This is a genomic window from Thermoplasmata archaeon, assembly GCA_035532555.1.
In the GTDB taxonomy this organism is placed as follows: domain Archaea; phylum Thermoplasmatota; class Thermoplasmata; order Lutacidiplasmatales; family UBA184; genus Lutacidiplasma.
Genome location: DATKQS010000024.1, coordinates 177,477 through 202,070, shown reverse-complemented (window position 1 = coordinate 202,070; position 24,594 = coordinate 177,477). Strand labels below are relative to the sequence as shown.

The window sequence follows — 24,594 nt, the reverse complement described above, 5'->3', positions numbered from 1 at the left end:
AGGCGTAGCGCTCCCTCGCCCCTCCATGACCACGTTCGAACGCCGTGCCCACGCGCTCTATTCGGTGGGGCTCGTCGCGATCGCGGTCGGGCTCGTGGCGGCCACGCTCATCGTCCTCGGCACGACGAGCGAGACCGCCACCTGTCCGGCGTTCCCGGCGTGCCTTGCGTCGCCCGCGACGTGGGTCGGGTTGATCCACGAGATCGCGGCGGGTCTCCTCCTCCTCCTCACCGTCGCAATGATCGCGCTCGCCGCCGGACTGCGCCGGGAACCCGGCCATGTCCTGGGCGCTAGCATCGGGGCGTTCGTGGTGCTCGTCGGAATGGCGTCCGTCGGGGCCGGACTGGCGTCGGGCGCGGTCCCGCTCGGCCTCGCCTCGATCCAGTTCGGGTTCCTGGCCGCGCTGGTCGCTCTGATCGCGTGGGCGGCCCGGGACGCGCGCCGCATCTCTGGCGCGCCGCACGTCGTTAGAGAACGCCCATCTCCTTGAGCTTCTCCGGCAGGTAGTGGTCCGTCACATAGTTGAGGCCGTACTTCGCGAGGGACTGCTGCTCGGCCTTCTTCCCGTTCTTGAGCATCAGCTCGATCTCCGAGCGCCACTCGGCCGTTGCGAAGCGCGGGTCGGAGAGCTCGGCCTGCAGGGCCTTGATATCGACCTCGCTGAGGCGGTCGGACGGAAGGTCGTAGTTCTCGATGTCGGAGGCGGTCACACCGAGGAACTCCGCTCCGGGGGTCGCCAGGTACTGGGAGATGTGCGCGGTCTTGATCGCGCCGTAGGCGACGCTCGCGAAGATGCGGAACGACCAGGGATCCCCGTCGGTGAACACCACCACGGGCAGTTTCAGCTCCTCGTTCACGCGCTTGAGGAAGCGGCGCGTCGAGCGGGCCGGCTGCCCCTTCAGATGCACGAGGAGCGCATCGTTCGCTTCGTCGAACCCGTTCTCGGCGAGCCGGTCGACCATCCCGCCGCACTCGATCGCGATGACGAACTTGGCCTTCGCCTTCACGAACTCGATCTTCTCCTTCTCGACGTTCGACGGGAGCGCGTATCCCCCGTCTCCGACATCCTCCCGGCAGTTGATCGTCTTGACCGCTCCTTTGCGGTTCCGCTCACGGATCGTGATGTCGCCGATGATACTGGCTCCGTTCTCCTCGGGGTGGAGGCGGAAGTCCTCGCGTAGGCGCGAGCACATCACCTCGAGATCCTCGACGAGGAGGTTCGATTCGTCCTCGCTGTGGAACTTGCCCTCCTCCCATCCTTCGCTGATGTAGTAGAGCTCCCGCAACGTCGACGTCTTCCCGTCGCGGGCCATCTCGTTGATGAAATCGACAAGGTAGAACGTCCTCAGGAGCATCAGGGCGCCGTCGAGCTTGCGCGCGCTCCGCGTCCCGGTCGCCTTGCCGAGCCGCCAGACGCCTTCGCGCATCTGGAAGGCGATGTTCTGCTTGGTCCGCAGCGGCAGGCGCATCCGCGGGATCTCGCCATCGACGAGCTGGGAGTGGATGAGCCGCGCGAGGTCGATCGTGGGCCGCAGGGCATCGGCCCGGACCTTCGGCTCATCCTCAGCTTTCGTCTTCGGAGACGTGGGCGCTCGCTTCCGCGGCATCGTAGTCCACCTCCTCTTCGTCGGTAGGGCCGTTCTCGGCGGCCTCGGCCGCCTCGATGATCGCGCGGGGGAGGCGTACGTCCCAGTCGCCGGGGAGCGGATCGGCGCCCAGGAGATGAGCTTCGTCGACGCCGGCCACGTAGAAATCGAGGTCGTTGGCCTCGACGTCGGTCCGGGCGGGGAACCGAAGCTCGATCTGGGTGCGCGCGTTGGAGGCCAGCTTTTCGAGGGTCCACCAGGCCCGTCCGAGCCCGCGGTCGATCCCCTCGGGAGCCGGCGCGTACTCGGCGAGCGCGAGCGTCGTCGGGTCGACCTCCAGGAAGACTTCGAGGACGCGGGGCCGAGCCGTGTAGTTGGTGATCTCCACCACGATCCGCACCGAGCGCGCGTCGGCAACGACCGTGGGTTCGAGGGTCACCACGTCCATGATCTTCGTGATCACCGGGGCGAGATCGGGCACGGGCTGGTCGATCAGGCGGCTCGCCTTCTCCGCGAGCCGGGGCAGGATCTTCTGGATGATCGCGAACTTGTCGCTCGCGAACTGGCGCCGCCCGACCCGAGAGAGATGGGTCTTCAGGTGACGGGCCGCGGCCTGGATCGCCAGCGTGAGCTCGCGGTCGAGGTCCTCGTCCTCGGCGAGCGCCTCCTTCGCCTCACTCGTGAACGGGATCTTGGTGGAGGCCACGTGCACGAGCAATAGGCACGGGCCCGTCGGGAGCCCGTTCCCACCCTTCTGATCGAGGCCGTAGCGCCGCCAATCGATCGAGCCGACGGCGCTCGTGATCGCGCAGGCGCCCTGCTGGAAGAGCAGGGGGACCCGATTGGCGAACCGGAGGAGCTGCAGAGGCTGGTCGGCCGGCAGCCCACCGCCGTAGACGAGGCCGACCTCCACGAGGAACGGGAACCCTCCGCGCACCTTTGGGGGCCGGCTGACGGGAGGCGCGAAGAAATCCGGGCGCACGTCGCCGAGCACGTTGCGCAGTCCGCGTTTGATGAGCATGGGGCCGATCGGGGAGAGACCCTCCGCCGAGGGGGCCACCAGTTCCACACTGCGAAGGCCGGCGAGGAGCTTCTCCTGGGCCTCGCCCGAGAGCGACGCCGGTGCCTCGCTGCCTTTGAGGCCGGCCGCCGCTACGACCTCGCGCGAGGTCCGCACGCTCACGCCGGCGAGGTCGCGGGAGAGCATTTCGCGGATGTTCTCACGCTTGGAGGCCTTCAAGAGGTAGCCGAGCTCGCCGAGCTCGAGTCCGTACGGATGCGGCAGCGTCTCCTTGGAGATGGGCGGTAGATCGCTCGTCGCGCGTTCGAAGGTGACCTTGGTCCCGTCCGGCTCCACGAGAACGATCCGCGCGTGCGGGTTGACGATCGCCGTGCCGCGGAGATACTCGAGCGGAGACTGCCGACCGCGAACGTACTTCGCCTTCAGGACGAGCTCGATGCGCGTGCCGTGCTCCCGGTCCCAGAGCCGGACCTCTTCGGAGATGATCCGGGGGAGGTTCTTTTGGGTGTCGAGGATGAGCTCGAGCACCCGCGCTCCTTCCTCCTCGGCGATCTTCGAGGTGATCCGGGCCGGGCGAGCGGTGGTGAGGCCCGCGTACAGCACCGCCGCCGAGATCCCGATCCCCTGCTGCCCGCGCGCCTGGCGGTTGGAATGGAATCGGGAGCCGTAGAGGAGACGGCCGAAGACGTTCGGGATCTCGCGCCGCACGATCCCCGGCCCGCTGTCCTCGACCGCCACCCGCAGCCGGTCGCCGCTCTCGCCCTCCTTCGAGATCTCCACCCGGAGGTCGGGCAGGATCCCGGCCTCCTCCGAGGCGTCGAGGCCGTTATCGACGGCCTCCTTGACCGTCGTCAGGAGGGAGCGCTGGGGGTTGTCGAACCCCAGGATCTGGCGGTTCCGCTCGAAGAACTCGGCGACCGAGATCTCGCGCTGCTTCGACGCCAATTGCTCGGCGATGGAACGGGCCGGGGCCACGAGAGTGCGAGGCACGATGGACCTCTATAAGTCCAAGGTTGGAGTCGAACGAAGCTCGATCCGGACGGCGTCCCGAGGTCAGAAGAAGTAGCGGCGCACGGTGAGCATGTAGACCACCAGGATCACGAGGAGGGCGAGGAGCACCGTGAAGGAGCCGGTCAGGACCAAGTAGGCGACCCCGGCGAAGGCGAACACGGTGACCGTCCACAGCGCCCAGACCTCCTGGCGCCACAGGCTGGTCGCCACCCCGAGGCCGACCCCGCCCACGACAAGCGTGATCATCGCGCCGAAGGGTCCCGCGAGGATGCCGGCGAAGTTGAGCGGGGCCGGTAGAACGCTCGTCGGCGTGGCCCATCCCATGTAATGGGAGATGAGGAAGAAGGCGGCTCCCACGATGGCGAGCATGCCGGCGGCCGCGATGAGGGCCGAGAGCACCGCCACGCCGATCGGGCGGCGTGGGACGTGGGCGAACGTCTCCCAGGACTCCGGGAGGTGGTCGAATTCATGGACCGTACCGTGGGCTGCCGGAGACATCGTTGGAGTCCCGTCCGAGCCGTTCGATGCGGCGGAGGCGACTATGTAGGTTTCGCTCCAGCGGAACGCTCAGAACCGGCGCTCGGCCGCCCCGTGGGCCAGCCGCTCGAGCAGCACGCGGTACGGTCCCGGGGGAACCGGAGCGAGCGCGCGGATCGCGCGCTCGGCCCAGAGCTGGGATTCGAGGGTGATCGGCTCTCGGACCCCCGCGGCATCGGCAAGCTCCCGCATGCGGATGAGGTGGCTCGCTTTCTTGTGCCGGCGCTGGAACAGTCGCTCGAACTCGGTCTGGCGCTTCGGGTCGAGCCGAGCGTAGGTCTCGATCGCGACGAGGGTGGGGTTTCCCTCCCGGAAGTCCGCGTAGAGCGGCTTTCCCAATAGGTCCGGGTCGCCGTAGACATCCAGTAGATCGTCCCGGATTTGGAAGGAGATGCCGAGCGACCGGCCGTACGTGCCGGCGGCGTCGATGGTGGCTTGGGGAGCTCCGGCGAGCTCCGCGACCGAGGAGAGGGCCGCCGCCACGATCGACGCGGTCTTCCGCTCGACCACGCGCAGGTAGTGTTCCCGGCCCGAGGCGAGATCGAACAGGGTATTCTCCTGGAGCACCTCGCCCTCGACCAGTTCCGCGCAGGCCTCCCCGCATCGGACGATGATCGCCTTCGGGTACTCGGCGGCGAGCTCGAAGGCGCGAACGAACAGGTAATCGCCCGTCACGATGGCGAGGGCCGTTCCATACGCACGGGGCATGGACGGCCTTCCTCGGCGCAGATCGGCGTGATCGATGACGTCGTCGTGCACGAGACTGGCGGTGTGAATGAGCTGGAACGCGGCCGCGAGCGACAAAAGGGGTTGGGTGGTGGTGGCGCCGAGGGCGCGCGCCATCGTCGCCATGAGGAGCGGACGCACCCGCTTGCCACCGGTGGAGCACGCGTAACGCGCCGCCTCGCTCAGTTGGGAGTACTGCGAACCCAGCGCCTGCTCTACCCGCCAATCGACGTCCGCGAGGTCGCGAACGAGCACCGGGAGGAGCGCGGAGAGCTCCGCGAGGGCCTCCGCCCCGATCGTTTGTCGGACGACCGCCTCGAGGGCCGAGGAATCGATGCCTGCGTCCGGAAGTGGATGACTGCTCGTCACGAAGCCCTCCCGAGGCGGCGCGGCCACCTCAGGCGCATCACCGCATCCAATCCCGACGCTCCAATATATCTCATTCCCAGCGTCAGGGCGAGGTCCGAACGGACGACCCGGTCGGTCGTTTCCTTGATCCGGTGGCCTCGGGCGAGGGGGGGGGCGAGGACCGAGCGCCAGGCAAGATCGTACTCGGAGAGAGGCGCGCCTTCCCGGGCGTGCCGCGCCGCCGCACGGCCCGCGAGCCAGCCGCTGAGCATCGCCGTCGGGATCCCTCCGCCGTTCGTGGCCATCACGAGGTTCGCGGCATCCCCACAGAACAGGGCCCGGCCGAACACGAGCGTGTCGGGCGGGGGCCCGATGGGGACCCACCAGCGGGTCCGGTCGCGGGCGACGCCGAGCCGCTCCCGCTTGAGGAAGCGGTCGAGCAGTGAACTGAGCGATTCGCCGGGCGGTAGCTCCGTGACACCGAGGCCGACGTTCGCGTCCGTCGAGCGCGGGAACGACCAGGCGTACCCTCCGGGAGCCGAGCGCCCGAAGTACAGGTCGATCTCATCACCGCCGACCCCGTCGGCGGTCGCGGTGATCATGCGGAACATCTCCCGGGAGGGCGCGAAGCCCACCGAGCGGGCGACGGTCGAGGTCGGGCCGTCGGCCCCGATGATGACCTTCGCGCGGACGGTCGTACCGTTCACCATCTCGACCCGCTCGCCGCTCACGCGCGCGACCCCAACGGGGTAGCGCAGCTCGGCCCCGGCGCCCTCGGCCGCGCAGGCCAGGGCCTTGTCGAACGCCCGTCGGGAGACCATGTAGCCCGCGAGTGGGAAGCGGAACCGGTGGCCCGAAGGAGAGACGCATGCCATCCAGTGGGTCTCCCGCAGGATCGTCTCCGGGGGGATCTGGAACGCCTCTTCGATCAGCTCGGGGGAGTGGAAGATGTCGGCGAGCTCGCCCGGGGTAGGCAGGAACTCGCCGCATTGGACGGGCTCTCCGAGCTCGGCGCGGCGGTCGAGCAGTAGGGTCCGCGCGCCCGCTTCGGCCGCGGCACGGGCGGCGAGGGAGCCGGCCGGCCCGGCGCCGACGACCACCACGTCGAACTCCTCCATAGGGCTCACGGTCCGGCGATGAGGAAGTGCTGCGCGGCGCTCTGGATCGGTCCGAGGATCACCTGAGGGAAGATGCCGAAGGTGACGATGACGACGGCGATGAGGGCGATCGTGCTCGCGCGGGCGTACCCGAGCCCGCCCACGGGGATGCGCTCGGGCGCCGGCGCGGTCGGGCCCGCCGCCGGGACTTCCACCACGGGATCTGGAGCGTCGAAGAACATCACCTTCAGCACTCGCCCATAGTAGAACACGGAGATCGCGCTGTTGAGCAGACCGGCGACCGCGAGCCAGATGAAGTAGCCTTGCGCCTGGACCGCCGAGCTGAACAGCACGAACTTCGACACGAAGCCGACCGTGAGCGGAACGCCCGCGAGGCTCAGGAGGATCAGCGCGAAGGCGACGCTCAGCCACGGCCGGCGCTGGCCGAGCCCCTTCCAGTCGGAGATGAGTGGGCCGATCCCGAGGCTCGCGACCGCGGCGACGACGAGGAAGGCCCCGGTCTTCATGAACGTGTGCGAGAAGATCTGCAGCGTGGCCCCGGCGATCGCCGGCGAGGTGGCGATCACAATGCCGATCATCATGTAGCCGACCTGGCTGATCGAGGAATAGGCGAGCATTCGCTTCATCTCCTTCTGCATCAGCGCGAGCACGTTGCCCACGGTCATCGTCACGACGGCGAGCACCCCCAGCACGATCTGGAAGATCGGCCCCGTGTTCAGCACTCCGGCGTTGAACGGATTGCTGGTGCCCGTGGTCGTGAAGAACAGCACCGGCCCCAAGAAGACCAGGAAGAACGCGAACAGCCCGATCTTCTTCGTGCCGCCCGCGAGGAACGCCGAGACGTCCGACGGAGCGCCGTCGTACACGTCGACAGCCCAGGCGTGGAAGGGGACCAACGTGACCTTGAACGCGAGCCCGGCGATCAAAAGACCGTATCCGAGGAGGATCAGCGTGGGGTATCCGACCGCGCCACCAACGCTCCGGATGTAGTACAGGTTCGTCGATCCATACGCGCCGAAGAGCAGTGACGCTCCGAAGAAGCTGATCACGGTCGAGAGCGCGCCGATGACGTAGAACTTCATCGCGGCCTCGAGGGAGCGGGGGTCGCGGCGCGTGTACCCGACGAGGAGGTACGTCGAGATCGCCGTCACCTCGATCGCGAGGAGCAGGAAGATCAGGTCGGAGGCGATGCCCACGAGGAGCATCCCGAGCGTGGCCATCCCAACGAGCGCGTAGAAGACCGCGGCGCCCTTCTCGTAGCTCGGTCGGCTCATCGAGGCGAGGCTCACGAGGAGGGTCGCCGAGAGGAAGATCGCCTGGAAGACGAACCCGAGGCTCGTGAACGAGTATAACGGAGTTCCCACGACGGCGAGCGAGATGTCAATCTGGCCCGCCGGCACCGTGGAGAGCGCGGCGAACGGAAGGAACCCTAGATCGGCGATCACGAACAGGAGCGCAAGGAGCGTCGCCCCGACCGTGATCGACCCGAACACCTCGATCCGCTTGACGCCGAGGACGTCGAGGATGAGCACGAGGAGAACGCCCACCAGGACGAGGATCTCCGGGAGGAACGGCAGCGCGAAATCCGCGAAGGTCATCGACCGCCTCCGTTCATCCGTGCCACCCCGTGATCGGCGACATCGTGATCACGTTCACGAGCAGGAACGGCAGTACCCCGAAGATGACGGTGAGCGCCGCGAGCATGCCCATCCCGAGCCCTTCGGCCGGCGGGACGTCGTGCGCGTCGTTCGGGATCCCTTTCGGAGGACCGAACAGCACGCGCTGCATCATCCAGATGTAGAACGCCGCGGTGACGACGAGCCCGATGAGCGGGATCAGCACGAGGTACGTGAGCCCGTCCCACGTGGCGAGCAGGGCCGCGAACTCGGCGGGGAAGCTGATCAACGCGGGTAACCCGAGCGACGCTAAGCTCCCGATCATGATCAACGAGGCGAGGATCGGCGTGCGCGAGTTGATGCCCCCGACGCTCGGGATGTCGCGCGTCCCGTAGGTATGGTGGAACGTCCCCGCCCCCATGAACAGGAGCGCGCTGACAACGCCGTGCGCGAACATGAGCAGCACCGCGGCCGTGAGCCCGAGCGCGGAGTTCAGGGAGATCGCGAGGAGGACGATCCCCATGTGGTTGATCGACGAGTACGCGATCATCCGCTTGAGATCGCGCTGGGAGAGCGAGAGCACGGCTCCCCAAACGATCGACAGGAACGCGACGAAGAACAGGATCGGATCGACCTGGGTCAGCGTGGTCGGTAGGATGATCACCGCCCACCGGATCAGCCCGTAGCCTCCGAGCTTGAGCAACAGCCCGGCGAGCAGGACCGAGCCTCCCGTGGGAGCCTCGACATGCGCGTCGGGCAGCCAGGTGTGGAACGGTACGATCGGGAACTTGACGCCGAAGCCGAAGAACAGCGAGAGGAAGAGCACCACCGGGACGATCCCTGTGAGACCCTGGGCCGCGGCGTAGATCGAGGAGAAGTCGAACGAGCTGGCCCCGGAGTAAAAGACGAGGGCCAGCAGACCGATGAGCATGACGATCGATGCGACGTGGGTGTACACGAAGAATTTGAGCGCGGCGTACCGGCGGTTGGGGCCGCCCCAGTACCCGATGATGAAGAACATCGGGACGAGCACGGTCTCCCAGAACAGGAAGAACAGGAGGATGTCGAGCGAGACAAAGACCCCGAAGCTCCCGAGGCACGTCATCAGGACGAGGCCGAACCAGGCGGAGGGGCGCTTCGTCTCGTTCCAGGTGTACACGACCGTCGCGATCTGGAGGAACCCCGTCAGCAGGATCAGGATCAGCGAGATCCCGTCGATCCCGACCGTGAAGTTGATCTGCAGCCAGGACAGGCTGATCCATGGATACGACTGGTACTCCCCGAACTGCGGGACCAGCGAGCTCGACCGGCCCGGCCAGCTCGTGTAGCCGAGGAACATCAGGCCGATCTCGAGGAGGAAGACGACCGAGGTCGCGAGCGCCACCCAGCGGGCCCACCGACCGCTCGCGAAGGTGAGCACCGTGCCGGCCGCCAGCGTGCCGAGGGTGATCGGTATGATCGGGAGGGTCGAGAAATCCATCTAGCCACCTCCGAACAACGACGCGAGGTACGGCGCGACGAACAGCAGGAGAACGAACACCGCGATGACCCCGGCGACGACATACGCGGCGTAGTCGGAGACGAGCCCGGTCTGGATCCGACGCATCCCGTCGCTCATCGAGCGGAACGAGCGTTCGAACCCCTTCACGGCACCGTCGATGACGAACCGGTCGAAGAAATCGGCGGCCCGGGCGACCGTGTACATGCCGACCATCCCGACCCAATCGTAGGCCGCCTTGACGTGGTACCGGGCGAGGAGGAGGTTGCGGATCGAGTGGGCGGGCGAGCTCGCCCTGAGCTCGTAGACGCGGCCGTTGCCCCAGAGAACCCACGCGAGGAGGATCCCGGCGCCGGCCAGCGTCACCGAGATCGCCGAGAGGAGGAGGTCGGTCGGTCCGTACGATGGGGGCACGTTGGTCGCAAGGCCGGGGATCCCCGTGAACAGCGACCCGAAGCTCGGGACGAAGACGAAGAGTCCGGCGACGACCGCGAACCCGGCAAGGACCATCATCGGTACCAGCATCACCCAGGGGACCTCGTGCGCCGCGGGCAGGCTGGCATCTCGGGTGCGTTCGCCGGAGAAGGCGAGGAAGTAGACCCGGAAGATGTAGTAGGCCGTCAGGAAGACCGTTACGAAGGCCAGGATGAAGAACGGCCAGTACTCCGGGTGCGCCCCGAGCTGGCTATACACCGACGCCAGGACGTCGTCCTTGCTCCAGAACCCGGCGAACGGCGGGATCCCCGAGAGCGCGAGCGCGCCGATTAAGAACGCGATCGACGTGTAGCGCATCTTCTTCGCAAGACCGCCCATCCGGAACAGGTCCTGCGTGACGATCGTGTGGATGATGGCGCCCGCGGCAAGGAACAAGAGCGCCTTGAAGAACGCGTGCGTGAACAGTTGATACAGGCCGACCATGGCGAAGCCGGCTCCGACGGCGAGGACCATGTAGCCGAGCTGACTGATCGTCGAGTACGCGATCACCCGTTTGATGTCGGTATTGACGACGGCCATGGTGGCCGCGTAGAAGGTGGTGAACCCTCCGACCGCCACGATCGCGAACAGGACGGTCGAGGTGTACCCTCCGAGGAAGATGCTCCCCACGACCAGCAGATAGACGCCGGCGGCGACCATCGTCGCAGCGTGGATGAGCGCGGAGACGGTCGTGGGGCCTTCCATCGCGTCCGGGAGCCACACATCGAGGGGGAACTGGGCGCTCTTGCCGGCGGCTCCGCCCAGCAACATGAGACCCGCGACGGTGAGCAGCGTGCTGCTCCCCGGGGCGCCGATCGGGATGAACGACGTACTCCCGTGGACGAACAGGAAACCGTTCGCGGCCCAGCCGCCGTTCGGGCCGGTCATCGCGTAGACCGAGAAGTAGATGAAAATTCCGAGGAGGAACATCACGTCGCCGATCCGCGTGACCAGGAACGCCTCCTTCGCCGCGCTCGAGGCGCTCGGCTTGCGCCAGTAGAACCCGATGAGGAAGTACGAGCAAACGCCGACGAGCTCCCAGAACAGGAAGAACTCGAGCAGGTTGTCGGAGAGGACCACGCCGAGCATCGCCGTCAGGAACAGCGAGAGCAGCGCGTAGTACCGAGGGAGACCCTCGTCGTGGTGCATGTACCCTACGGAGTACAGCATCACGAGGAATCCGACGACCGTGACCACGATGAGCATCAACGCCGAGATCGGATCGACGAGCGTCCCCACGACGAAGGAGACCCCGTTGGCGAACGGTCCGGAGGCGCCGACGTGGAACCAGGTGTAGCTGACGTCGGTGTACGAGTTCGGGTTCAGCATCTCGCCGACCGCGATGAGGACCCCGAGCACCATCGCCGCTCCCGAGAGAAGGACCGCGATCCAGCCTCCGTGCTCGAACCGTCCGAGGTGCTTGCCCAGGACCCCGATGATCACGAAGGCGAGTGCCGGAAGGAGCGGTACGAGGAACGCCCAGCCGAACAGGATCGATAGGTCCATCGAGACTCCTCCTCAGTTCCTCAGGGTGGTCGAGTCGGCGACGTTGATCGATCCCTTCGAACGGTTGAGCGCGAGCACGATCGCGAGTCCCACCGCGATCTCGGTCGCGGCGAAGCCGATCAGCACGACCGCGATCGACTGACCGGATAGCCCGCTCGTCGATCCCGCGTTCACGGGCGCCAGCGCGGCGAAGTAGACGAAGTTCAGGATCGCGGCGTTCATCCCGATCTCCAGCGAGACCAGGAGCAGGATGAAGTTCCGACGCGTGAGGATCCCGAAGATCGCGATCGCGAAGAGCGCGAAGGACAGAGCGAGGAACCCGGTGATCGCGAGCGTCGTCATCTATTCGCGACCCTCCCGTACGAGGTAGATCGCGCCGATCAGCGCGCTGAGCATCACGAGACCGAGAAGGAGGAGCCACGGCCCCCCGGGGCCGAAGAGGTTCTGGGAGAGGAGGGACGGGTCGTAGGAACGGACGGTGAGCTCACCTTGGGGGAACTCGGGTAAGGCGATCAGCAGGAAGATGAACGCCACGACGGCGAGCGCCACCGGAACCGCCGTGATCCCGGTCGCGGCCTCCCGGGAGAAGATCCGCTTGCGCGTGACCATGATACCGAACAGGAGCAGGATCGTCACCGCGCCGGCGTACACGCCGAGCTGGAGGACCCCCAGGAAGGGGGCGAGGAGGAGGAAGTAGAGCGCGGCGAGGTCGACGAAGAACACCCCGATCCAGACGATCGTGTGGATCAATTCGCGCACGAGCAGGGCCAGCGTGCCCGTGACAATCGCGATCAAGGCGAGGGCGAGGAACGCCAGTTCCTCGGGGCTCACGTGCGAGTCCCCCAGAACAGGCATTCCTTCGGGCAGACGCTGATGCAGGTACCGCAGCGCACGCAGTCGGAATCGTTAACGACCGGCTCCTTCCAGATCCGCTTCGCGACCTTCTCCCCGGGCTTCGGCTCGGCCTTCGGGATATCGAGCATGGTGATGCAATTGGTGGGGCAGTCCCGCGCGCATGCGTTGCATCCGATGCACAGCGGCGGTTCGAGCAGGATCGCGTCCTCGTTCGCCGGCCGCTCGACGCGGACCGGATTCATCGGAAGCTTTCGCTCGAAGACTTCCTGGAGCTTCTGGGGGGAGTAGACCATCTCCGCGCGCTTGGTGACCGACAGCTCGTAGCGCGTGGTCATCGTGAGGCAGCCCTCGGGGCAGGCGTCCGAGCAGAAGCCGCAGTAGCTGCACTTTCCGTAGTCGATCTGGGGGCTCTTCTTCGGGTGCTTCGGGTCCCCACCGGGGACCGTGACCATGTCGATGCACAGATCCGGGCAGCTGAACGCGCACAGGTTGCAGCTGATGCACGTGGCGATGTTCAGCGCGTGCACGCCTCGGTAGTTGTCCCAGATGTGCCCGACCCCGATGGGCATGCCGGAGCCGACCCCGACGCGGTCGCGGAACTTCGGGTCCTCGAGGCGCTCGAACGGGTAGACGATCGTGCTCGGCCGGATGAGGCTGCGACCGAACTGACGGGCCGCCGTGAGCATCGGCCGGGCGACCCACAGGATCGACCGGCTCGGCTTCGTTTTCTCCTCGGCCTGTGCACCCGCCATGGATCGTTGCCTGCTCATCCCCCCAGGTTCGGGAGGCAACCGAAGACCGGGATGCACTTGGCGAGGACGAGTCCCGCCGCGAGCACGATCGAAACGAGGCTGAGCGGGATCATGCGGTTCCAGCCCACACGGAGGAGCTGGTCGGTGCGCACGCGAGGCAGCGAGGCTCGGATCCAGACGAAGACGGTGAACACCGCGTAGGCCTTGAGCATGAACCAGAAGATGCCCGCGAGCGGGAAGCTCGTCCAGGCGCTCGGCACCCAGCTCGGCATCGTCCAGCCGCCGAGGAAGAGCAGGACGATGAGGAAGCATCCGAGGAGGACTCGAACGTAGTCGGTGAGCATGAAGTACGCAAACATCATCCCGCCGTACTCGGTGTTCCAACCCTCGACCAGCTCCGCCTCGGCCTCGGGGAGATCGAACGGGATCCGTTCCATCTCGGCGAGCATTCCGGCGACGAAGACGACCATCGCGAGGAAGAGCGGTCCCCAGTACCAGTAGTTCTGCTGTTCGGCGACGATCGTGTCGAGGCTGAACGTGCCGGAAACGATGACGACGGCGACGATCGCGAGGAGGATCGGGACCTCGTAAGCGATCATCTGCGCGGCGGAGCGCATCCCGCCGATCAGCGAGTACTTGTTGTTGCTCGACCAGGCGCTGATGAAGATGAAGAGCGGCGCGAAGGAGAAGATCGTGATCGCGAGCAGGAGGCTCAGGGGGAGATTCCCGGAATTCCATCCCGTGGAGATGGGGAGGATGGCGAAGATGACGAGGCTCGTGACGAGGTAGGCGGTCGGGCCGACGAAGAACCCCATCGAATCCGCGTCCCGGGGGCGCACGGTGTCCTTGCGGAACAGTTTGAACCCGTCCGCGAAGTTCTGCAGGAGCCCGGCGTAGCCGACGTGCATCGCGCCGCGCCGGTCCATGAACCGCCCGAGGAGCTTGCGCTCCCACCAGATCAGGAAGATCGTGTTGAGCATGCTCGCGGCGAGCAGGATGACCCCGAAGATCAGGATCCCCAGCGCATCGATCGTGTTCCCGTTCGTCAGCCAACCCTGGATCGGCGCCGGAAAGATCGATCCCACGCCGTTGAGCAGGATCGACGAGAGAGCGGTGGAGACGGAAAGCAGCGAAGTGGTCATCGATCGTGCGCCCTCCTACCGGTCGACTTCCCCGACGCAGACGTCGACGCTGCCCATGATGGGGGGGATGTCGGCGACCCGGTAGCCGACCAGGTACTGCCGGGCCGCGCTGACGTTGGCGAACACGGGCGAGCGGAACTTTACGCGATAGGGGTGCTCGGATCCTTCGTTCACCACGTAGGCGAGCGCCTCGCCGTGCGGCTCCTCGATCGCGGAGAAGCCGAGCCCCTTCGGATAGTTGCGCTTGAGCAGGTAACCCTCCCGGCCGACGGGAGCGTACGGCGCTCCGAGCCAGCGGGGAAGCTCCTGCGCCAGCACCGGCCCCGGGTGGTGCTCGAGCCAGTCGAGCGTCTGGCGGATGATTCGGATCGACTGGCGCATCTCCTCCATCCGTACGAGGTAGCGCGCCGTCACGTCCCCCGCCTCCGCGAGGGCGACATCGAACTCGAGCCGGTCGTACGCCGAGTAGGGCCGGTCCTTCCTCAGGTCGCGGCGGACGCCCGCGCTTCGGAGCATCGGACCGGTGATCCCGTGATCGATGCAGGCCCGCGCGTTCATCACGCCGAGGCCGTCGCAGCGCTTGTGGAAGATGTCGGAGTTGAGGCAGAGCTGGTCGTACTCGACGAAGCGGTCCATGAGCCAGTCGCAGACCTTGCGCGCCTCGCCGATGAACCCCGGAGGCAGATCGTTGCGAACTCCGCCGACCCGCATGTACTCGCATGTCATCCGGGCGCCCGTGTAGCTCTGGAAGAGATCGAGGACGAGATCGCGGTCCCGCATCCCATAGAGGAACGGCGTCATCAGCCCGATGTCCTGGACAAAGGCGGCGTACCACATCACGTGGGAACCGATCCGCTGGAACTCGTCGCTCATCACGCGGATGTACTCGGCGCGCTCGGGCGGCTCGACGTGGAGCGCCTGCTCCGCCGCGAGGACGTACAGGTGCTCCCAGGACAGTCCGGCGACGTAGCAGCAACGATCCATCAGGGTGATCACTTCGTTGTAGTGACGATCCTCGCTGATCTTCTCGATCCCTCGATGCAGGTATCCCATCTCGGGGTCGACGTCCAGGACCTGCTCCCCGTCGATCTTCACGCGGAGATTCCACAGGCCATGCGTCATGGGGTGCTGGGGCCCCATGTTGATCCACATCTCAGACATGGCGCGTCTTCACCTCCAGTTCCTCTGGCTCGTGAAGCTTGAAGGAGCGGAGCAGCGGGTTGAACGCGTACCCATCCGGCATCAAGAGGTGGCGCAGGTCCGGGTGGTGGTCGAACTGGATCCCGACGAGCTCCCAGGTCTCTCGTTCGTGCCAGTTCGCGCCGGGCCACACCGCGCTCGCGGTTTCGATGTGCGGGGCGTCTCCGACCAGGTCGGCCGACAAGAACAGGTAAGCGACGCGGCGATCGGACCAGACCGTGTAGATGACCTCGCGGTGGTCCACCCAATCGATGCCGCCGACCATCGACAGATGGTCGAAGCCGAGGTCGTCGTGCACCGCGCGGAAGACCTCCAGCGCCGCCTCCGGGCGGAACTTCACTCGGCCGAGCGTCCGGGCAAACGGGATGAGCGAGAGCATCCGGTCGCCGAGGTGACGAGCGAGTTCCTGAGCCCACTCCTCCGCTGCCATACCTCCCCTACAGCGCCCGCGGAGTCCCGAGCGGGACTACTCCTTTCGCTCCCGAATGAGCTGTTCGAGCTTCAAGATCCCATCGAGCATCGCCTCCGGGCGCGGCGGGCACCCGGCGATGTAGAGGTCCACGGGGACGAGCTTGTCGACGCCAGGCACGACCGAGTACGCCGTCCGGAACGGGCCACCGCCGGTGGCGCAGTTGCCCATCGCGATGACCCACTTCGGCTCGGGCATCTGCTCGTAGAGCGTGACGAGCTTGTGCGCCACCTTCCACGTCACGGTCCCGTTGACGATCATGAGGTCGCACTGGCGCGGAGACGAGCGCGGCACGACCCCGAAGCGCTCCGCATCCCAGCGGGCGCCGAACGCCGCCGCGAACTCGATCGCGCAGCAGGCGAGGCCCCAGTGGAGTGGGAAGAGCGAGTTCCGTCCGGCCCAGTTGAAGATGGGCCGGGTCAGCTTGTCCCGGCCTTGCTCCGCGATCATGGCGCCGAGGGCCTCCTTCGCGGCGGGGATAAACTGCTGGGCGCGGAGCGCCTCAATCTCAAGGAACGGAACGGCGGGGGCCGCGTCGGCCATCGGAAGGACCGAGGACGGCATGGCGGGGGCGGGAGCCAGCGGTCGAGGGACGTTCTCGGGAGCCGCGCTCATACGACCCACCGGCGCTCGCCGCTGAGCGCGTAGTAGATGCCGATGATCGCCAGAATTGCGAACCCGAAGGCGATGAAGGCGGGGTACCAGGAGGAGTTGACGCCCCGGAACGTCAGCGCCCACAGCGCGAGAATGAACCCGATCACGTCGACCGCGACGAACACGATCGCGAAAGCGTAGTGCTGGGTGGGGAAGTCGATCTGCGCCTCACCCTCGGCCTCCTCGCCGCATTCGTACGTCGTGAGCTGAAGGTAGGAGCGCCGTCGCTTCGCCCCGAGCATGCGGTTCGCGAAGATCGAGCCGATGCCGAAGGCGGCCGCGATGCCGGCGAAGACGAGGAAAGTGTCCAGTCCCGCGTCCATCCGTGCTGCCCTCCTTCCGGTCGGCCTCTGTTCCGTTGGACCCCATTTCGTTATTTAAGGCCTGACCCGGGTTCGGGCGAACGGGCCGATTTCCTGCCGCGGGGCTGACGGGGACCGGACCCCGTTATCTTCCGGGCATCCTGATGGCGTTCGTATGCGTGAACCGGAGTTCCGGCCGCCGCTCGCGCTGGTCGGGAAGCACCTGGAGCTGGTCCCACTCCAGACCGAACACGCCCCGGCGCTCTCGGAAGCCGGTCGAGATCCGAAGGTTTGGACGTACATCCGATCCGGCGCCGCGACGACGCTTTCTGCGATGACCGCTCAGATCGGAGTACTGCTCGAGCGTCAACGAGCGGGTACCGATCTCTGCTTCACGGTCCGGCGGTTGCCCGGCCACGAGCCGGTCGGGATGACCCGGTTCCTACGGGTCGATCGGGAAAGTCGTGGCGTAGAGATCGGTGGGACCTGGTACGATCCCGCCTACTGGCGGACCCCTCTGAACACCGAGGCGAAGTACCTGCTCCTCCACCATGCCTTCGACGTCGAGCACGTCCACCGGGTCCAGCTCCAGACCGATGCGCGGAACGTACGCTCGCAGCGGGCCATCGAGCGGCTGGGAGCGGTCCGGGAGGGCCAGATGCGCGAGGACGTGCTCATGCCGGACGGCGTGTGGCGCTCTTCCGTGCTCTACAGCATCCTCGAGTCCGAGTGGCCGGCCGTGCGCCGGAGCCTGGAAGAGAAACTGGCCCGTCCCTGGCCGACTCCCGCCTGAGGCTCGGCGGTCCCGCGAACGCTACTGCGACGGGAACTTCGGCGGGCGCTTCTCGCGGAACGCGCGGATGCCCTCGGCGAGCTCCGGCCCGCGGGCCGCCTCGACCGCGCCTCGGCGCTCGAGCGCCATCTGCCCCTCGATGCGTTCGGTGAATGCCGAATGGAGAAGCCGCTTGGTCCATCCGTAGGCGAACGTCGGTCCGCGGGCGAGTTCGTCCGCCCGTTCGATGCGACGCTGCTCCAGAGCCCCGGGCGCGAGCACTTCGTGGACGAGCCCGAGCTCGAGCGCCCGCGCGGCCGGGATGCGCGCGTTCGAGAACAACATCTGTTGAGCGAGCCCGATACCGAGGTAGTGGGGAAGGAAGTAGGTCAGTCCGCCGTCCGGGACCGCCCCGAGCTGGGAGAACGCCGGCACTAGGACGGCGGAGTCGCTCGCGATGCGCCAATCGGCCGCGAGCGCGAGGGATAGACCACCGCCGGCCGCCACGCCCGGCAGGGACGCGAGCACCGGCTTCGGCATGCTGACGATCTCGCGGATGGCGTGCTCCATCTCGGCCGTGAGTTCGTGGAACAGCTTCGGGAGCGTTCCGGTGGCCCGCGCTTCCTCCATGACGGACACGTCTCCGCCCGCGCTGAACGAGTCACCGGCTCCGGTCAGCACCACGACCCGGGCGGCGGTGTCGAGGCTCGCGCGCTGGAGCGCTTCGCGCAGCGAGGTCATCGACAGGACATCGAGCGCGTTGCGCCGCTCGGGCCGGTTGATCGTGATCGTGAAGACGGCCCCGTCGCGCCCGGCTCGGATCGGCTCCATACTCGTCCCGGTCCCTTCGGGGCTCCGGCCCATATAGGCCCATCGGGGACGACGGGCCGGAAGTCCTACGGCCGCTCGGTCGACGTCGGGGGAGCCTTCTTTGGAGGGGTGGGGGGCGGTACCGGTGCGATGTCGTCGGCGCCCGGCAGATCCGGCGTCGGGGTCTTCGCGCTGTGGCCGAAGGGAGCCACCATCCGGGTCGACTCGGCGGACTCCGCCTTGATCTCGTCCTCGATCGATTGGATCTCCGTCAGGAGTTCTTCCTGTCGTGGGATCGGCCCGAGGATGCTGTCCATCGTTCCGATGTGTTTCTCGAGGTCCTCCATCGAGTTGAGTGGGCGGTCGGGGGTTTGCCGCCCGGCGCCGAGGTACTCCGAGGCGCCCTCCATCAGGCGCGTGAACTCGAAGGGGAAGAGGATCTTGGTGGCCTGACCATCGCCCACCCGCTGTAGGGTGTCGAGCGAGAGCACCGTGAGGGCCTTCGCATCGAGCGCGGTCGCGCCGAGAGCGAGGATGCGCAAGCGCTGGGCCTCTCCCTGCGCCTGAAGGATCGTAGCCACCCGCTGGCCCTCGGCCTCGAGGATGGCGGACTGCCGCACGCCTTCCGCTTGCAGGATGCGGGAGCGCTTCTGACCCTCGGAGACCAGGATCGCCGAGCGCTTCTCTCCGTCGGCGCGCAGAACGGCCGCGCGTCGCTGGCGTTCGGCGGAGGTCTGTTCCTCCATCGCCGTCTTAACCGGGCCGACCGGGTCGACTTCCTTGATCTCGACCGCCTCGACCCGGACGCCCCAGCGGTCCGTCGCCTCGTCGAGGATGTCGCGCAGCCGGGTGTTGATCCGCTCGCGGTTGTACAGGATCTCATCGAGTTCCATGTCGCCGATCACGGACCGGAGCGTGGTCTGCGCGAGCGCGACGGTAGCGAGGTGGTAGTTCTGTACCTGGAAGATCGCCTTCGGCGCGTCGACGACCTTGATGTAGATGATCGCGTCGACGTTCGTGGGCGAGTTGTCCTTCGTGATCACTTCCTGACGGGGGACCTCGAGGACCTGCGTTCGCAGGTCGATCTTGAGGACGGTGGCGAGCGGGCTGACGATGTTGAACCCGGGGTTGATGATGCGCTTGTAGGATCCGAGCAGGGTGACGATCCCCTGCTGGTACGGTTGGATCGTGTAGATCATCCGGGCCAGAAGAACGAGGAGTACGAACAGCGCGATGACGACCCCGACGATCAGACCCGTGTAATCCATCGGAATCAACCCTCCACGCGCCACCGGCCCAGCGAACGGGCGAAGCTAACTGTTTCGATACCGGTCATGGGGGTACTCCCGACGGTTCCGAGACCGATGCGATGACTTCCACCGACACCGACACGCCCGAGCCTCCGACCACCCGGACGTGGGTCCCCGGAGCGATCGCCACGTCGGCGCGGGCGGACCAGACCTCCGAACCGATGCGGACCTTACCGCGGAGAGTGTCCGGGAGCACCGGGGCGATGATCACGCCTTCCTGACCGACCAGCGTTCCGACCGTGGTCGACATGGGAGCATGAACGGGCGCCACCCACCTGTAATAGGGAATCTCAAGCAGGGCCCCCGCGACGGCGGCCACGATGATCAGGATGATGCCAAAATCGCTGTCGAGAAGGGCGTTCGGAAGGAAGATCCACAGGAACCCCGCCATCAAGAGGACCGATGCCGGGATCAGCAGCAGCGCTCCGGGGTGGATCAGCTCCGCCGCGAGCAGGATGATCCCCGCGACCAGGAGGATGATCCCTATCGTGTCGTCCACCACGGATGCGGCTCCGCGACATCGAACCGTCGGCTGCCCATAAGGATTGACCGGAGGTCCCAGGCGCCGGCGCGCCCCGAGTCGCTAGCGGATGTAGGTCTGGGTGCTCGCGAGATCGAACCGGGGAACGATGCGGATCCGGCTCCCGTCCCCTCCGGCGGCGTACGAGAGGAAAGGGTACATTTGCCAGAGGTCGCCTTCGGCCATGTGGGTGGCCGGATGATCCGGTCCGAAGGCGGTGCGCGTCACCCGCGCCGTCACCTGCCGAACCGAGCGTTCGTCGATGTAGCCGATGGAGTGCAGGTATTCGTGGGCGAGGATCACGTAGACGAAGGAGTTGAACTCCCGAGTCGAGGTCGCGTGCTCCCGCATCGCCCGAAGGAGCCCTTCGTTCATCACGATCACGTTCCCGGCGACCTGCCAGTACGCGCCGACCGCGGGTGGGAGGTTCGATAGCGCGAGGCCGAGGCCCGGGCGCTCCTGTCCGAGCACGTAGTGGACCGCTCCCCGCACGACCCGGAAGACGGCGTCGAAGTCGGCGGGGCGGTCGAGCGTGACGGCAAGGGTGAACGGCCGAGGCTCGTGCGGGAATGCAGGCGGTTCGGGGCCTACGCCCGGTGACCCCACCCGGGGTGTGCCCGGGGCGAGCGGCAGGATCGACATCGCCTGAACAACGTCGCCCATCCCTGATATAGCGGTGGTTACGGAGGAACCACCTACTGGGGCGGGCGAGCGGCTCGCCGGAGGCACCCTCCAGGAACTCCCGACAACCTATCATGCCTCGCGCGGTGGCGGCCGCGCATCATGACCAATCCTCAGGAGATGGCCTTCCCCCGCCGCAAAGAGCGTTTCGAAGACCGGCGCAAGGAGTCGCAGGACCGCAAGGTCCTGGACGAGTTCTTCGACCACGCCACGCTCCTTGCGGTCTCCCGGCTCATGCACCGCGGAGCGTTCGACACGGTGGACTACCCGATCTCCACGGGCAAGGAAGGCGGCGTCTTCCGGGCGACGAAGGGTAGTGAGTACCGCGCTGTGAAGGTCTACCGCATCGGCAACACGACGTTCCGGCACCTGCCTCCCTACACCCTGGAACAGCTTGGGCGGGAGACGAGCGTCGGCAACTTTGCAGGATTGATCAGCGCCTGGACCCGTCGCGAGCATACGATCCTCGGCCAGCTCACCGCCGCGGGGGTGCGCGTGCCCAAGCCGTACGTCCACTTCCGCAACGTGCTCGTGATGGAGTTCATCGGGACCGACGGAGGTGCGGCCCCGCGACTGCGGGACGCCACGGTCGACGACCCGGCGGCCCTGTACGAGGACCTGGTGGCTCAGCTCAGCCTGATGATCCGGCCCGGGCGGCTGGTGCACGGCGACCTCTCCCCGTGGAACGTCCTCTACTGGGAGGGCAAGTGCGTCCTCATCGACGTGGCCCAGGCGATCCCGGCGGACCATCCCGAGGCGCGCCGTCTCCTCGATCGCGACATCGCGAACTTCGTGAAGTTCTTCAAGGGGCTCGATTTCAAGGTCACGAAGGAGGAGTTCCTCCACGCGATCGGGGCCGACCACGTGGGGAAGCGCTCGTAACATGCCGACGCTCTACGCCCGCATTCCCGACGACCGGATCGGGGTCCTCATCGGCCCCGGTGGTCAGACCAAGCGCGAGATCGCCCGTCGGACCGGGGCGAGCATCACGATCGAGGACGAGGGGCAGGTCCGGATTACCTCCCCCGACACCGAGCCCGAGCACGCGATGATGGGACGGGACGTGGTGCTGGCGGTCGGACGGGGATTCTCTCCTCCGCGCGCGCTCCGCCTCACCAAAGAAGGCACGGTCCTCACCATCCTGGACATCAAGTTCGAGACCGGGAAGCGCGCGAAGGGGGCGCTGCGTCGCATCCGATCGCGCCTGATCGGCACGGACGGTCGCGCGCGGGCCCGCATCGAGGAGCTCTCGGGCTGTTCGGTGAGCGTCTACGGAGCGACCGTCTCCCTCATCGGCGAGGAAGCGCAGATGGAGCGCGCGACGCGCGCGGTCGAGCTGCTCCTGCGCGGCAGCGAGCACTCCACCGTCTTCCACCTCCTCGCTCGCCTGCGCCGCGACGACCTGGCCGCGGAAGCGCTCGACCCGCTGGACGATGACGAGCTCGCGGGGTGAGTCGTGGCGAAGACGGTCGCGCTCGACGGACCTGCGCTCGCGTGGGCTCGGCGACAGTTCGCCCGGTACTACGCCGAGACAGTGGTCGAGCCACCGTACCGGTTCGCGCGCCGCGAGTTCGCGGCCTTCCCGTTCTCGACCGAGACGCTCATGCGCCGGCACGAGGCCTTCCGGACGGTGGAGGAGTATCGAGCCTGGCTCCCCCGTGAGGTCCCGCGCCACGTCTACTATTCCACGGCGTACTACCGCAAACCTTCCGAGCCGACCATGGCGGCGAAGGAGTGGCTCGGGGCGGACCTTATCTTCGATCTGGATTCGGATCACCTCCGGGGGGCCGAGCACCTCGATTACGCCGGCCAGCTCGCGCGGGTCAAGGTGAAACTGCGCGAACTCGTCGACGACTTCCTGTTCGGGGATTTCGGCATCGATCCCGCGGACGCGTCGCTCGTCTTCTCCGGCGGTCGCGGGTACCACGTCCACGTCCGGAACGAAGCGTTCCTCAGTCTCACGAGCCCGGAGCGGCGCGAGCTGGTCGATTACCTCGTGGGTTCCGGGTTCGATCCCCACGACGCGGTCACGGCGAGGTCCGCGGGAGGCCCAAGCTCGTGGACCCCGTCCGACGCCTCCCCCGATGAGACGGGGGCCCCGGGCCACCTTCCGGGCAAGGTCCGCCAGCTCGCGCCTGCCGACGCTCCGGGTTGGAAGGGCCGGACGACGCGCGCGGTCCTCGATCTGCTCGCGCACTGGGAAGCGATCGGGGTCGACGAGACCGCGAAGGAGATCGCGGCCCTCGGGATGGGCCCGGCGCGCGCGAAGCGGCTTGCCCGGATGTTCGTCGAGGAGGGCGGAAGCCGGAGGGTCCGGACGAGCCTCAGCCTCGATGTCTTCGACAAGGATCTTCCCAAGGAGTTCTGGGACGCCGTGCTCGCTCGGGCGGCGATCCGGGTCGAGGGCGAGACGGATGCTCCCGTCACGACGGACATCCATCGGCTCATCCGCCTACCGCGATCGCTGCACGGTGGTACGGGATTCCGTGTTCTACCGTTGACCCGCGAGACGCTCGACGCGTTCGATCCGTTCCGCGACGCGCCGCTGCGTTCGACCGGTGAGGAACGCCAGCGCGTGACGTTCACGACGGTCGTTGACTACCCGTTCCCGGAGGGCGTGCGCGGCACGCCCGGCGCGTCCGAGGAGCTCTTCACGCCGACGGCGCTGTTCCTGGTGTTGCGGGGGGAGGCGGAGCTTCCGCCTTCACCGGGATGACGAGCCGGCCGATGCGCTCGATCGCGGCCTCGACCTGATCCCCGGCCTGGAGGCGTCGGCTCTCCTTGCCGAACTCGAAGCCCGGGCTTCCCGCGAGCGTGCCGAGGGAGATGAGATCCCCCGGCTCGAGGGTGATGCCGCGGGAGAGGTGCTCGATGATCTCGGGAATGCGGAAGATGTAGTCGTTGGTGTCGCCGCCCTGCCGCACGACGCCCCCGACCTTCAGCTCCATGACGAGCGGGTACGGGTTCCCCATCTCTTCCTTCGGGACGATCCAGGGACCGACCGCCATCGTTGCGTCGAACCCTTTGCCCATCACCCAGTCGACGACGCCCTCGCTCGGGTACTGCAGGTCGCGGTAGCCCATGTCGAGCACGATCGTGTAGCCCGCCACGTAGTTCATCGCCTCGGACGCCGAGATGTGCTTGCCGCGCTGACCGATCACGATGGCGAGCTCGAGCTCGACGTCGGGGAACGTCCCGGCCGGGTTCAGGACGAGCGGCTCGCTGGGGCCGACCAGGCTATTGAAGAAGCGGGTGAACACGTACGGCCGGGCCGGGAGCGGTTTCCCTTGCTCGGCGACGTGGCTCTTGGAGTTGGACGCGAGACAATAGATCTTCACCCCGCGCACGACCGGGGCGAGGAGCTTCACGCCCTCCTCCGGCTTGAACAGGAAGCGGGCGCCGGTCGCGGCCCGCGGGGTCCACCCGGCCTTGCGACGGCGATCGATGTAATCGATGATCTTCTTCGTGATCTCGACCGACTCCGCGCCGCCTGCGAAGAACGACTGCATGTCGCGGAAGCGGCTCGGGTCGGCGCCCTTGACCGGGTTCACACCGTAGTAATCGCGGCACGCGGTGTCGAGATCGATGTACTCGTTCGAGTCGGTCAGCATCCCGAAGTGGAACTGGTCGGCGAGCGAAAAGTGCACGAGCTTCATGAGCGGGACCTCGGGCGGGTCGAACGCCGA

Annotated in this window: 26 protein-coding genes; 5 read left to right on the top strand and 21 right to left on the bottom strand. The window is 67.0% G+C overall.

Annotated elements, in window-relative coordinates; all coding sequences use genetic code 11:
* The first annotated feature begins 25 nt into the window (after positions 1-25).
* Positions 26-490 carry a hypothetical protein gene (locus VMV28_07780; protein HUZ80497.1) on the top strand — a complete coding sequence of 155 codons (465 nt, stop codon included), beginning with the start codon at positions 26-28 and terminating at the stop codon, positions 488-490.
* Here VMV28_07780 and VMV28_07775 read toward each other — a convergent pair.
* The 16 genes from VMV28_07775 to ndhC form a co-directional block, all read right to left on the bottom strand.
* On the bottom strand, positions 468-1,607 hold the full coding sequence (locus tag VMV28_07775) for a DNA topoisomerase IV subunit A (protein ID HUZ80496.1): 1,140 nt from the start codon (positions 1,605-1,607) through the stop codon (positions 468-470). The genes VMV28_07780 and VMV28_07775 overlap by 23 nt on opposite strands.
* The gene (locus tag VMV28_07770) at positions 1,564-3,582 is read right to left on the bottom strand and encodes a DNA topoisomerase VI subunit B (GenBank protein ID HUZ80495.1); all 2,019 of its coding nucleotides are present in this window, start codon (positions 3,580-3,582) and stop codon (positions 1,564-1,566) included. The genes VMV28_07775 and VMV28_07770 overlap by 44 nt, the downstream gene beginning before the upstream one ends.
* 78 nt (positions 3,583-3,660) lie before the next feature.
* Entirely contained in the window at positions 3,661-4,116 is a 456-nt protein-coding gene (locus VMV28_07765) for a hypothetical protein (GenBank protein ID HUZ80494.1), read from the bottom strand.
* A gap of 69 nt (positions 4,117-4,185) precedes the next feature.
* Positions 4,186-5,250: a polyprenyl synthetase family protein gene (locus tag VMV28_07760; GenBank protein HUZ80493.1), complete on the bottom strand. Its 1,065-nt coding sequence runs from the start codon at positions 5,248-5,250 to the stop codon at positions 4,186-4,188.
* Positions 5,247-6,347, bottom strand: a complete 1,101-nt coding sequence (locus VMV28_07755; protein HUZ80492.1) for a geranylgeranyl reductase family protein — start codon at positions 6,345-6,347, stop codon at positions 5,247-5,249. Before VMV28_07755 ends, VMV28_07760 begins: the two co-directional genes overlap by 4 nt.
* A 5-nt stretch (positions 6,348-6,352) precedes the next feature.
* Positions 6,353-7,945: an NADH-quinone oxidoreductase subunit N gene (locus VMV28_07750; GenBank protein HUZ80491.1), complete on the bottom strand. Its 1,593-nt coding sequence runs from the start codon at positions 7,943-7,945 to the stop codon at positions 6,353-6,355.
* Between the two features lie 13 nt (positions 7,946-7,958).
* On the bottom strand, positions 7,959-9,443 hold the full coding sequence (locus VMV28_07745) for an NADH-quinone oxidoreductase subunit M (GenBank protein HUZ80490.1): 1,485 nt from the start codon (positions 9,441-9,443) through the stop codon (positions 7,959-7,961).
* A complete protein-coding gene (gene nuoL, locus VMV28_07740; protein ID HUZ80489.1) occupies positions 9,444-11,441 on the bottom strand; it encodes an NADH-quinone oxidoreductase subunit L in 1,998 nt (665 codons plus the stop codon).
* 12 nt (positions 11,442-11,453) lie between these two features.
* A complete protein-coding gene (gene nuoK / locus VMV28_07735) occupies positions 11,454-11,783 on the bottom strand; it encodes an NADH-quinone oxidoreductase subunit NuoK (protein ID HUZ80488.1) in 330 nt (109 codons plus the stop codon).
* Entirely contained in the window at positions 11,784-12,272 is a 489-nt protein-coding gene (locus VMV28_07730) for an NADH-quinone oxidoreductase subunit J (GenBank protein ID HUZ80487.1), read from the bottom strand.
* A complete protein-coding gene (locus VMV28_07725; protein HUZ80486.1) occupies positions 12,269-13,048 on the bottom strand; it encodes a 4Fe-4S binding protein in 780 nt (259 codons plus the stop codon). Before VMV28_07725 ends, VMV28_07730 begins: the two co-directional genes overlap by 4 nt.
* Positions 13,049-13,062: 14 nt before the next feature.
* Entirely contained in the window at positions 13,063-14,190 is a 1,128-nt protein-coding gene (locus VMV28_07720) for a complex I subunit 1 family protein (protein ID HUZ80485.1), read from the bottom strand.
* 15 nt (positions 14,191-14,205) lie between these two features.
* Positions 14,206-15,351 (bottom strand): NADH-quinone oxidoreductase subunit D, encoded by a 1,146-nt coding sequence (locus tag VMV28_07715; GenBank protein HUZ80484.1) that lies wholly within the window; start codon positions 15,349-15,351, stop codon positions 14,206-14,208.
* Complete coding sequence (locus VMV28_07710) at positions 15,344-15,820, bottom strand: NADH-quinone oxidoreductase subunit C (protein ID HUZ80483.1); 477 nt, start codon at positions 15,818-15,820, stop codon at positions 15,344-15,346. Before VMV28_07710 ends, VMV28_07715 begins: the two co-directional genes overlap by 8 nt.
* Before the next feature lie 36 nt (positions 15,821-15,856).
* Complete coding sequence (locus tag VMV28_07705; protein HUZ80482.1) at positions 15,857-16,474, bottom strand: NADH-quinone oxidoreductase subunit B family protein; 618 nt, start codon at positions 16,472-16,474, stop codon at positions 15,857-15,859.
* Positions 16,471-16,836, bottom strand: a complete 366-nt coding sequence (gene ndhC / locus VMV28_07700; protein HUZ80481.1) for an NADH-quinone oxidoreductase subunit A — start codon at positions 16,834-16,836, stop codon at positions 16,471-16,473. The genes VMV28_07705 and ndhC overlap by 4 nt, the downstream gene beginning before the upstream one ends.
* Positions 16,837-16,990: 154 nt before the next feature.
* On the opposite strand from ndhC, the gene VMV28_07695 reads away from it, so the two are divergent.
* Entirely contained in the window at positions 16,991-17,608 is a 618-nt protein-coding gene (locus VMV28_07695) for a GNAT family protein (GenBank protein ID HUZ80480.1), read from the top strand.
* A gap of 21 nt (positions 17,609-17,629) precedes the next feature.
* Here VMV28_07695 and VMV28_07690 read toward each other — a convergent pair whose 3' ends face one another.
* From VMV28_07690 to VMV28_07675, 4 genes are all read right to left on the bottom strand, one after another.
* A complete protein-coding gene (locus VMV28_07690; protein ID HUZ80479.1) occupies positions 17,630-18,418 on the bottom strand; it encodes an enoyl-CoA hydratase-related protein in 789 nt (262 codons plus the stop codon).
* Positions 18,419-18,483: 65 nt separating this feature from the next.
* Positions 18,484-19,665 carry an SPFH domain-containing protein gene (locus VMV28_07685; protein ID HUZ80478.1) on the bottom strand — a complete coding sequence of 394 codons (1,182 nt, stop codon included), beginning with the start codon at positions 19,663-19,665 and terminating at the stop codon, positions 18,484-18,486.
* Between the two features lie 64 nt (positions 19,666-19,729).
* Positions 19,730-20,206 carry an NfeD family protein gene (locus tag VMV28_07680; protein HUZ80477.1) on the bottom strand — a complete coding sequence of 159 codons (477 nt, stop codon included), beginning with the start codon at positions 20,204-20,206 and terminating at the stop codon, positions 19,730-19,732.
* Between the two features lie 84 nt (positions 20,207-20,290).
* The gene (locus VMV28_07675) at positions 20,291-20,869 is read right to left on the bottom strand and encodes a hypothetical protein (GenBank protein ID HUZ80476.1); all 579 of its coding nucleotides are present in this window, start codon (positions 20,867-20,869) and stop codon (positions 20,291-20,293) included.
* Positions 20,870-21,010: 141 nt separating this feature from the next.
* On the opposite strand from VMV28_07675, the gene VMV28_07670 reads away from it, so the two are divergent.
* Genes VMV28_07670 through VMV28_07660 form a run of 3 tightly spaced genes read left to right on the top strand, consistent with a single transcriptional unit; the run spans position 21,011 to position 23,624 of the window.
* On the top strand, positions 21,011-21,790 hold the full coding sequence (locus VMV28_07670; protein ID HUZ80475.1) for an RIO1 family regulatory kinase/ATPase: 780 nt from the start codon (positions 21,011-21,013) through the stop codon (positions 21,788-21,790).
* A gap of 1 nt (position 21,791) precedes the next feature.
* A complete protein-coding gene (locus VMV28_07665; GenBank protein ID HUZ80474.1) occupies positions 21,792-22,361 on the top strand; it encodes a KH domain-containing protein in 570 nt (189 codons plus the stop codon).
* Between the two features lie 3 nt (positions 22,362-22,364).
* On the top strand, positions 22,365-23,624 hold the full coding sequence (locus VMV28_07660; GenBank protein HUZ80473.1) for a DNA primase small subunit domain-containing protein: 1,260 nt from the start codon (positions 22,365-22,367) through the stop codon (positions 23,622-23,624).
* Here the strand turns inward: VMV28_07660 and VMV28_07655 are convergent.
* Positions 23,560-24,564 (bottom strand): fumarylacetoacetate hydrolase family protein, encoded by a 1,005-nt coding sequence (locus VMV28_07655; GenBank protein HUZ80472.1) that lies wholly within the window; start codon positions 24,562-24,564, stop codon positions 23,560-23,562. The genes VMV28_07660 and VMV28_07655 overlap by 65 nt on opposite strands.
* Positions 24,565-24,594 lie beyond the last annotated feature (30 nt).

What these genes read in the sequence shown, in the direction of transcription:
- VMV28_07755 (HUZ80492.1), bottom strand. Translation starts at nt 6,347, where the DNA reads ATGGAGGAGTTCGACGTGGTGGTCGTCGGCGCCGGGCCGGCCGGCTCC.
- VMV28_07665 (HUZ80474.1), top strand. Translation starts at nt 21,792, where the DNA reads ATGCCGACGCTCTACGCCCGCATTCCCGACGACCGGATCGGGGTCCTC.
- ndhC (HUZ80481.1), bottom strand. Translation starts at nt 16,836, where the DNA reads ATGGACGCGGGACTGGACACTTTCCTCGTCTTCGCCGGCATCGCGGCC.
- VMV28_07705 (HUZ80482.1), bottom strand. Translation starts at nt 16,474, where the DNA reads ATGAGCGCGGCTCCCGAGAACGTCCCTCGACCGCTGGCTCCCGCCCCC.
- VMV28_07720 (HUZ80485.1), bottom strand. Translation starts at nt 14,190, where the DNA reads ATGACCACTTCGCTGCTTTCCGTCTCCACCGCTCTCTCGTCGATCCTG.
- VMV28_07775 (HUZ80496.1), bottom strand. Translation starts at nt 1,607, where the DNA reads ATGCCGCGGAAGCGAGCGCCCACGTCTCCGAAGACGAAAGCTGAGGAT.
- VMV28_07690 (HUZ80479.1), bottom strand. Translation starts at nt 18,418, where the DNA reads ATGGAGCCGATCCGAGCCGGGCGCGACGGGGCCGTCTTCACGATCACG.
- VMV28_07695 (HUZ80480.1), top strand. Translation starts at nt 16,991, where the DNA reads ATGCGTGAACCGGAGTTCCGGCCGCCGCTCGCGCTGGTCGGGAAGCAC.
- VMV28_07750 (HUZ80491.1), bottom strand. Translation starts at nt 7,945, where the DNA reads ATGACCTTCGCGGATTTCGCGCTGCCGTTCCTCCCGGAGATCCTCGTC.
- VMV28_07745 (HUZ80490.1), bottom strand. Translation starts at nt 9,443, where the DNA reads ATGGATTTCTCGACCCTCCCGATCATACCGATCACCCTCGGCACGCTG.
- VMV28_07725 (HUZ80486.1), bottom strand. Translation starts at nt 13,048, where the DNA reads ATGGCGGGTGCACAGGCCGAGGAGAAAACGAAGCCGAGCCGGTCGATC.
- nuoL (HUZ80489.1), bottom strand. Translation starts at nt 11,441, where the DNA reads ATGGACCTATCGATCCTGTTCGGCTGGGCGTTCCTCGTACCGCTCCTT.
- nuoK (HUZ80488.1), bottom strand. Translation starts at nt 11,783, where the DNA reads ATGACGACGCTCGCGATCACCGGGTTCCTCGCTCTGTCCTTCGCGCTC.
- VMV28_07685 (HUZ80478.1), bottom strand. Translation starts at nt 19,665, where the DNA reads ATGGATTACACGGGTCTGATCGTCGGGGTCGTCATCGCGCTGTTCGTA.
- VMV28_07710 (HUZ80483.1), bottom strand. Translation starts at nt 15,820, where the DNA reads ATGGCAGCGGAGGAGTGGGCTCAGGAACTCGCTCGTCACCTCGGCGAC.
- VMV28_07780 (HUZ80497.1), top strand. Translation starts at nt 26, where the DNA reads ATGACCACGTTCGAACGCCGTGCCCACGCGCTCTATTCGGTGGGGCTC.
- VMV28_07715 (HUZ80484.1), bottom strand. Translation starts at nt 15,351, where the DNA reads ATGTCTGAGATGTGGATCAACATGGGGCCCCAGCACCCCATGACGCAT.
- VMV28_07765 (HUZ80494.1), bottom strand. Translation starts at nt 4,116, where the DNA reads ATGTCTCCGGCAGCCCACGGTACGGTCCATGAATTCGACCACCTCCCG.
- VMV28_07670 (HUZ80475.1), top strand. Translation starts at nt 21,011, where the DNA reads ATGACCAATCCTCAGGAGATGGCCTTCCCCCGCCGCAAAGAGCGTTTC.
- VMV28_07675 (HUZ80476.1), bottom strand. Translation starts at nt 20,869, where the DNA reads ATGTCGATCCTGCCGCTCGCCCCGGGCACACCCCGGGTGGGGTCACCG.
- VMV28_07655 (HUZ80472.1), bottom strand. Translation starts at nt 24,564, where the DNA reads ATGAAGCTCGTGCACTTTTCGCTCGCCGACCAGTTCCACTTCGGGATG.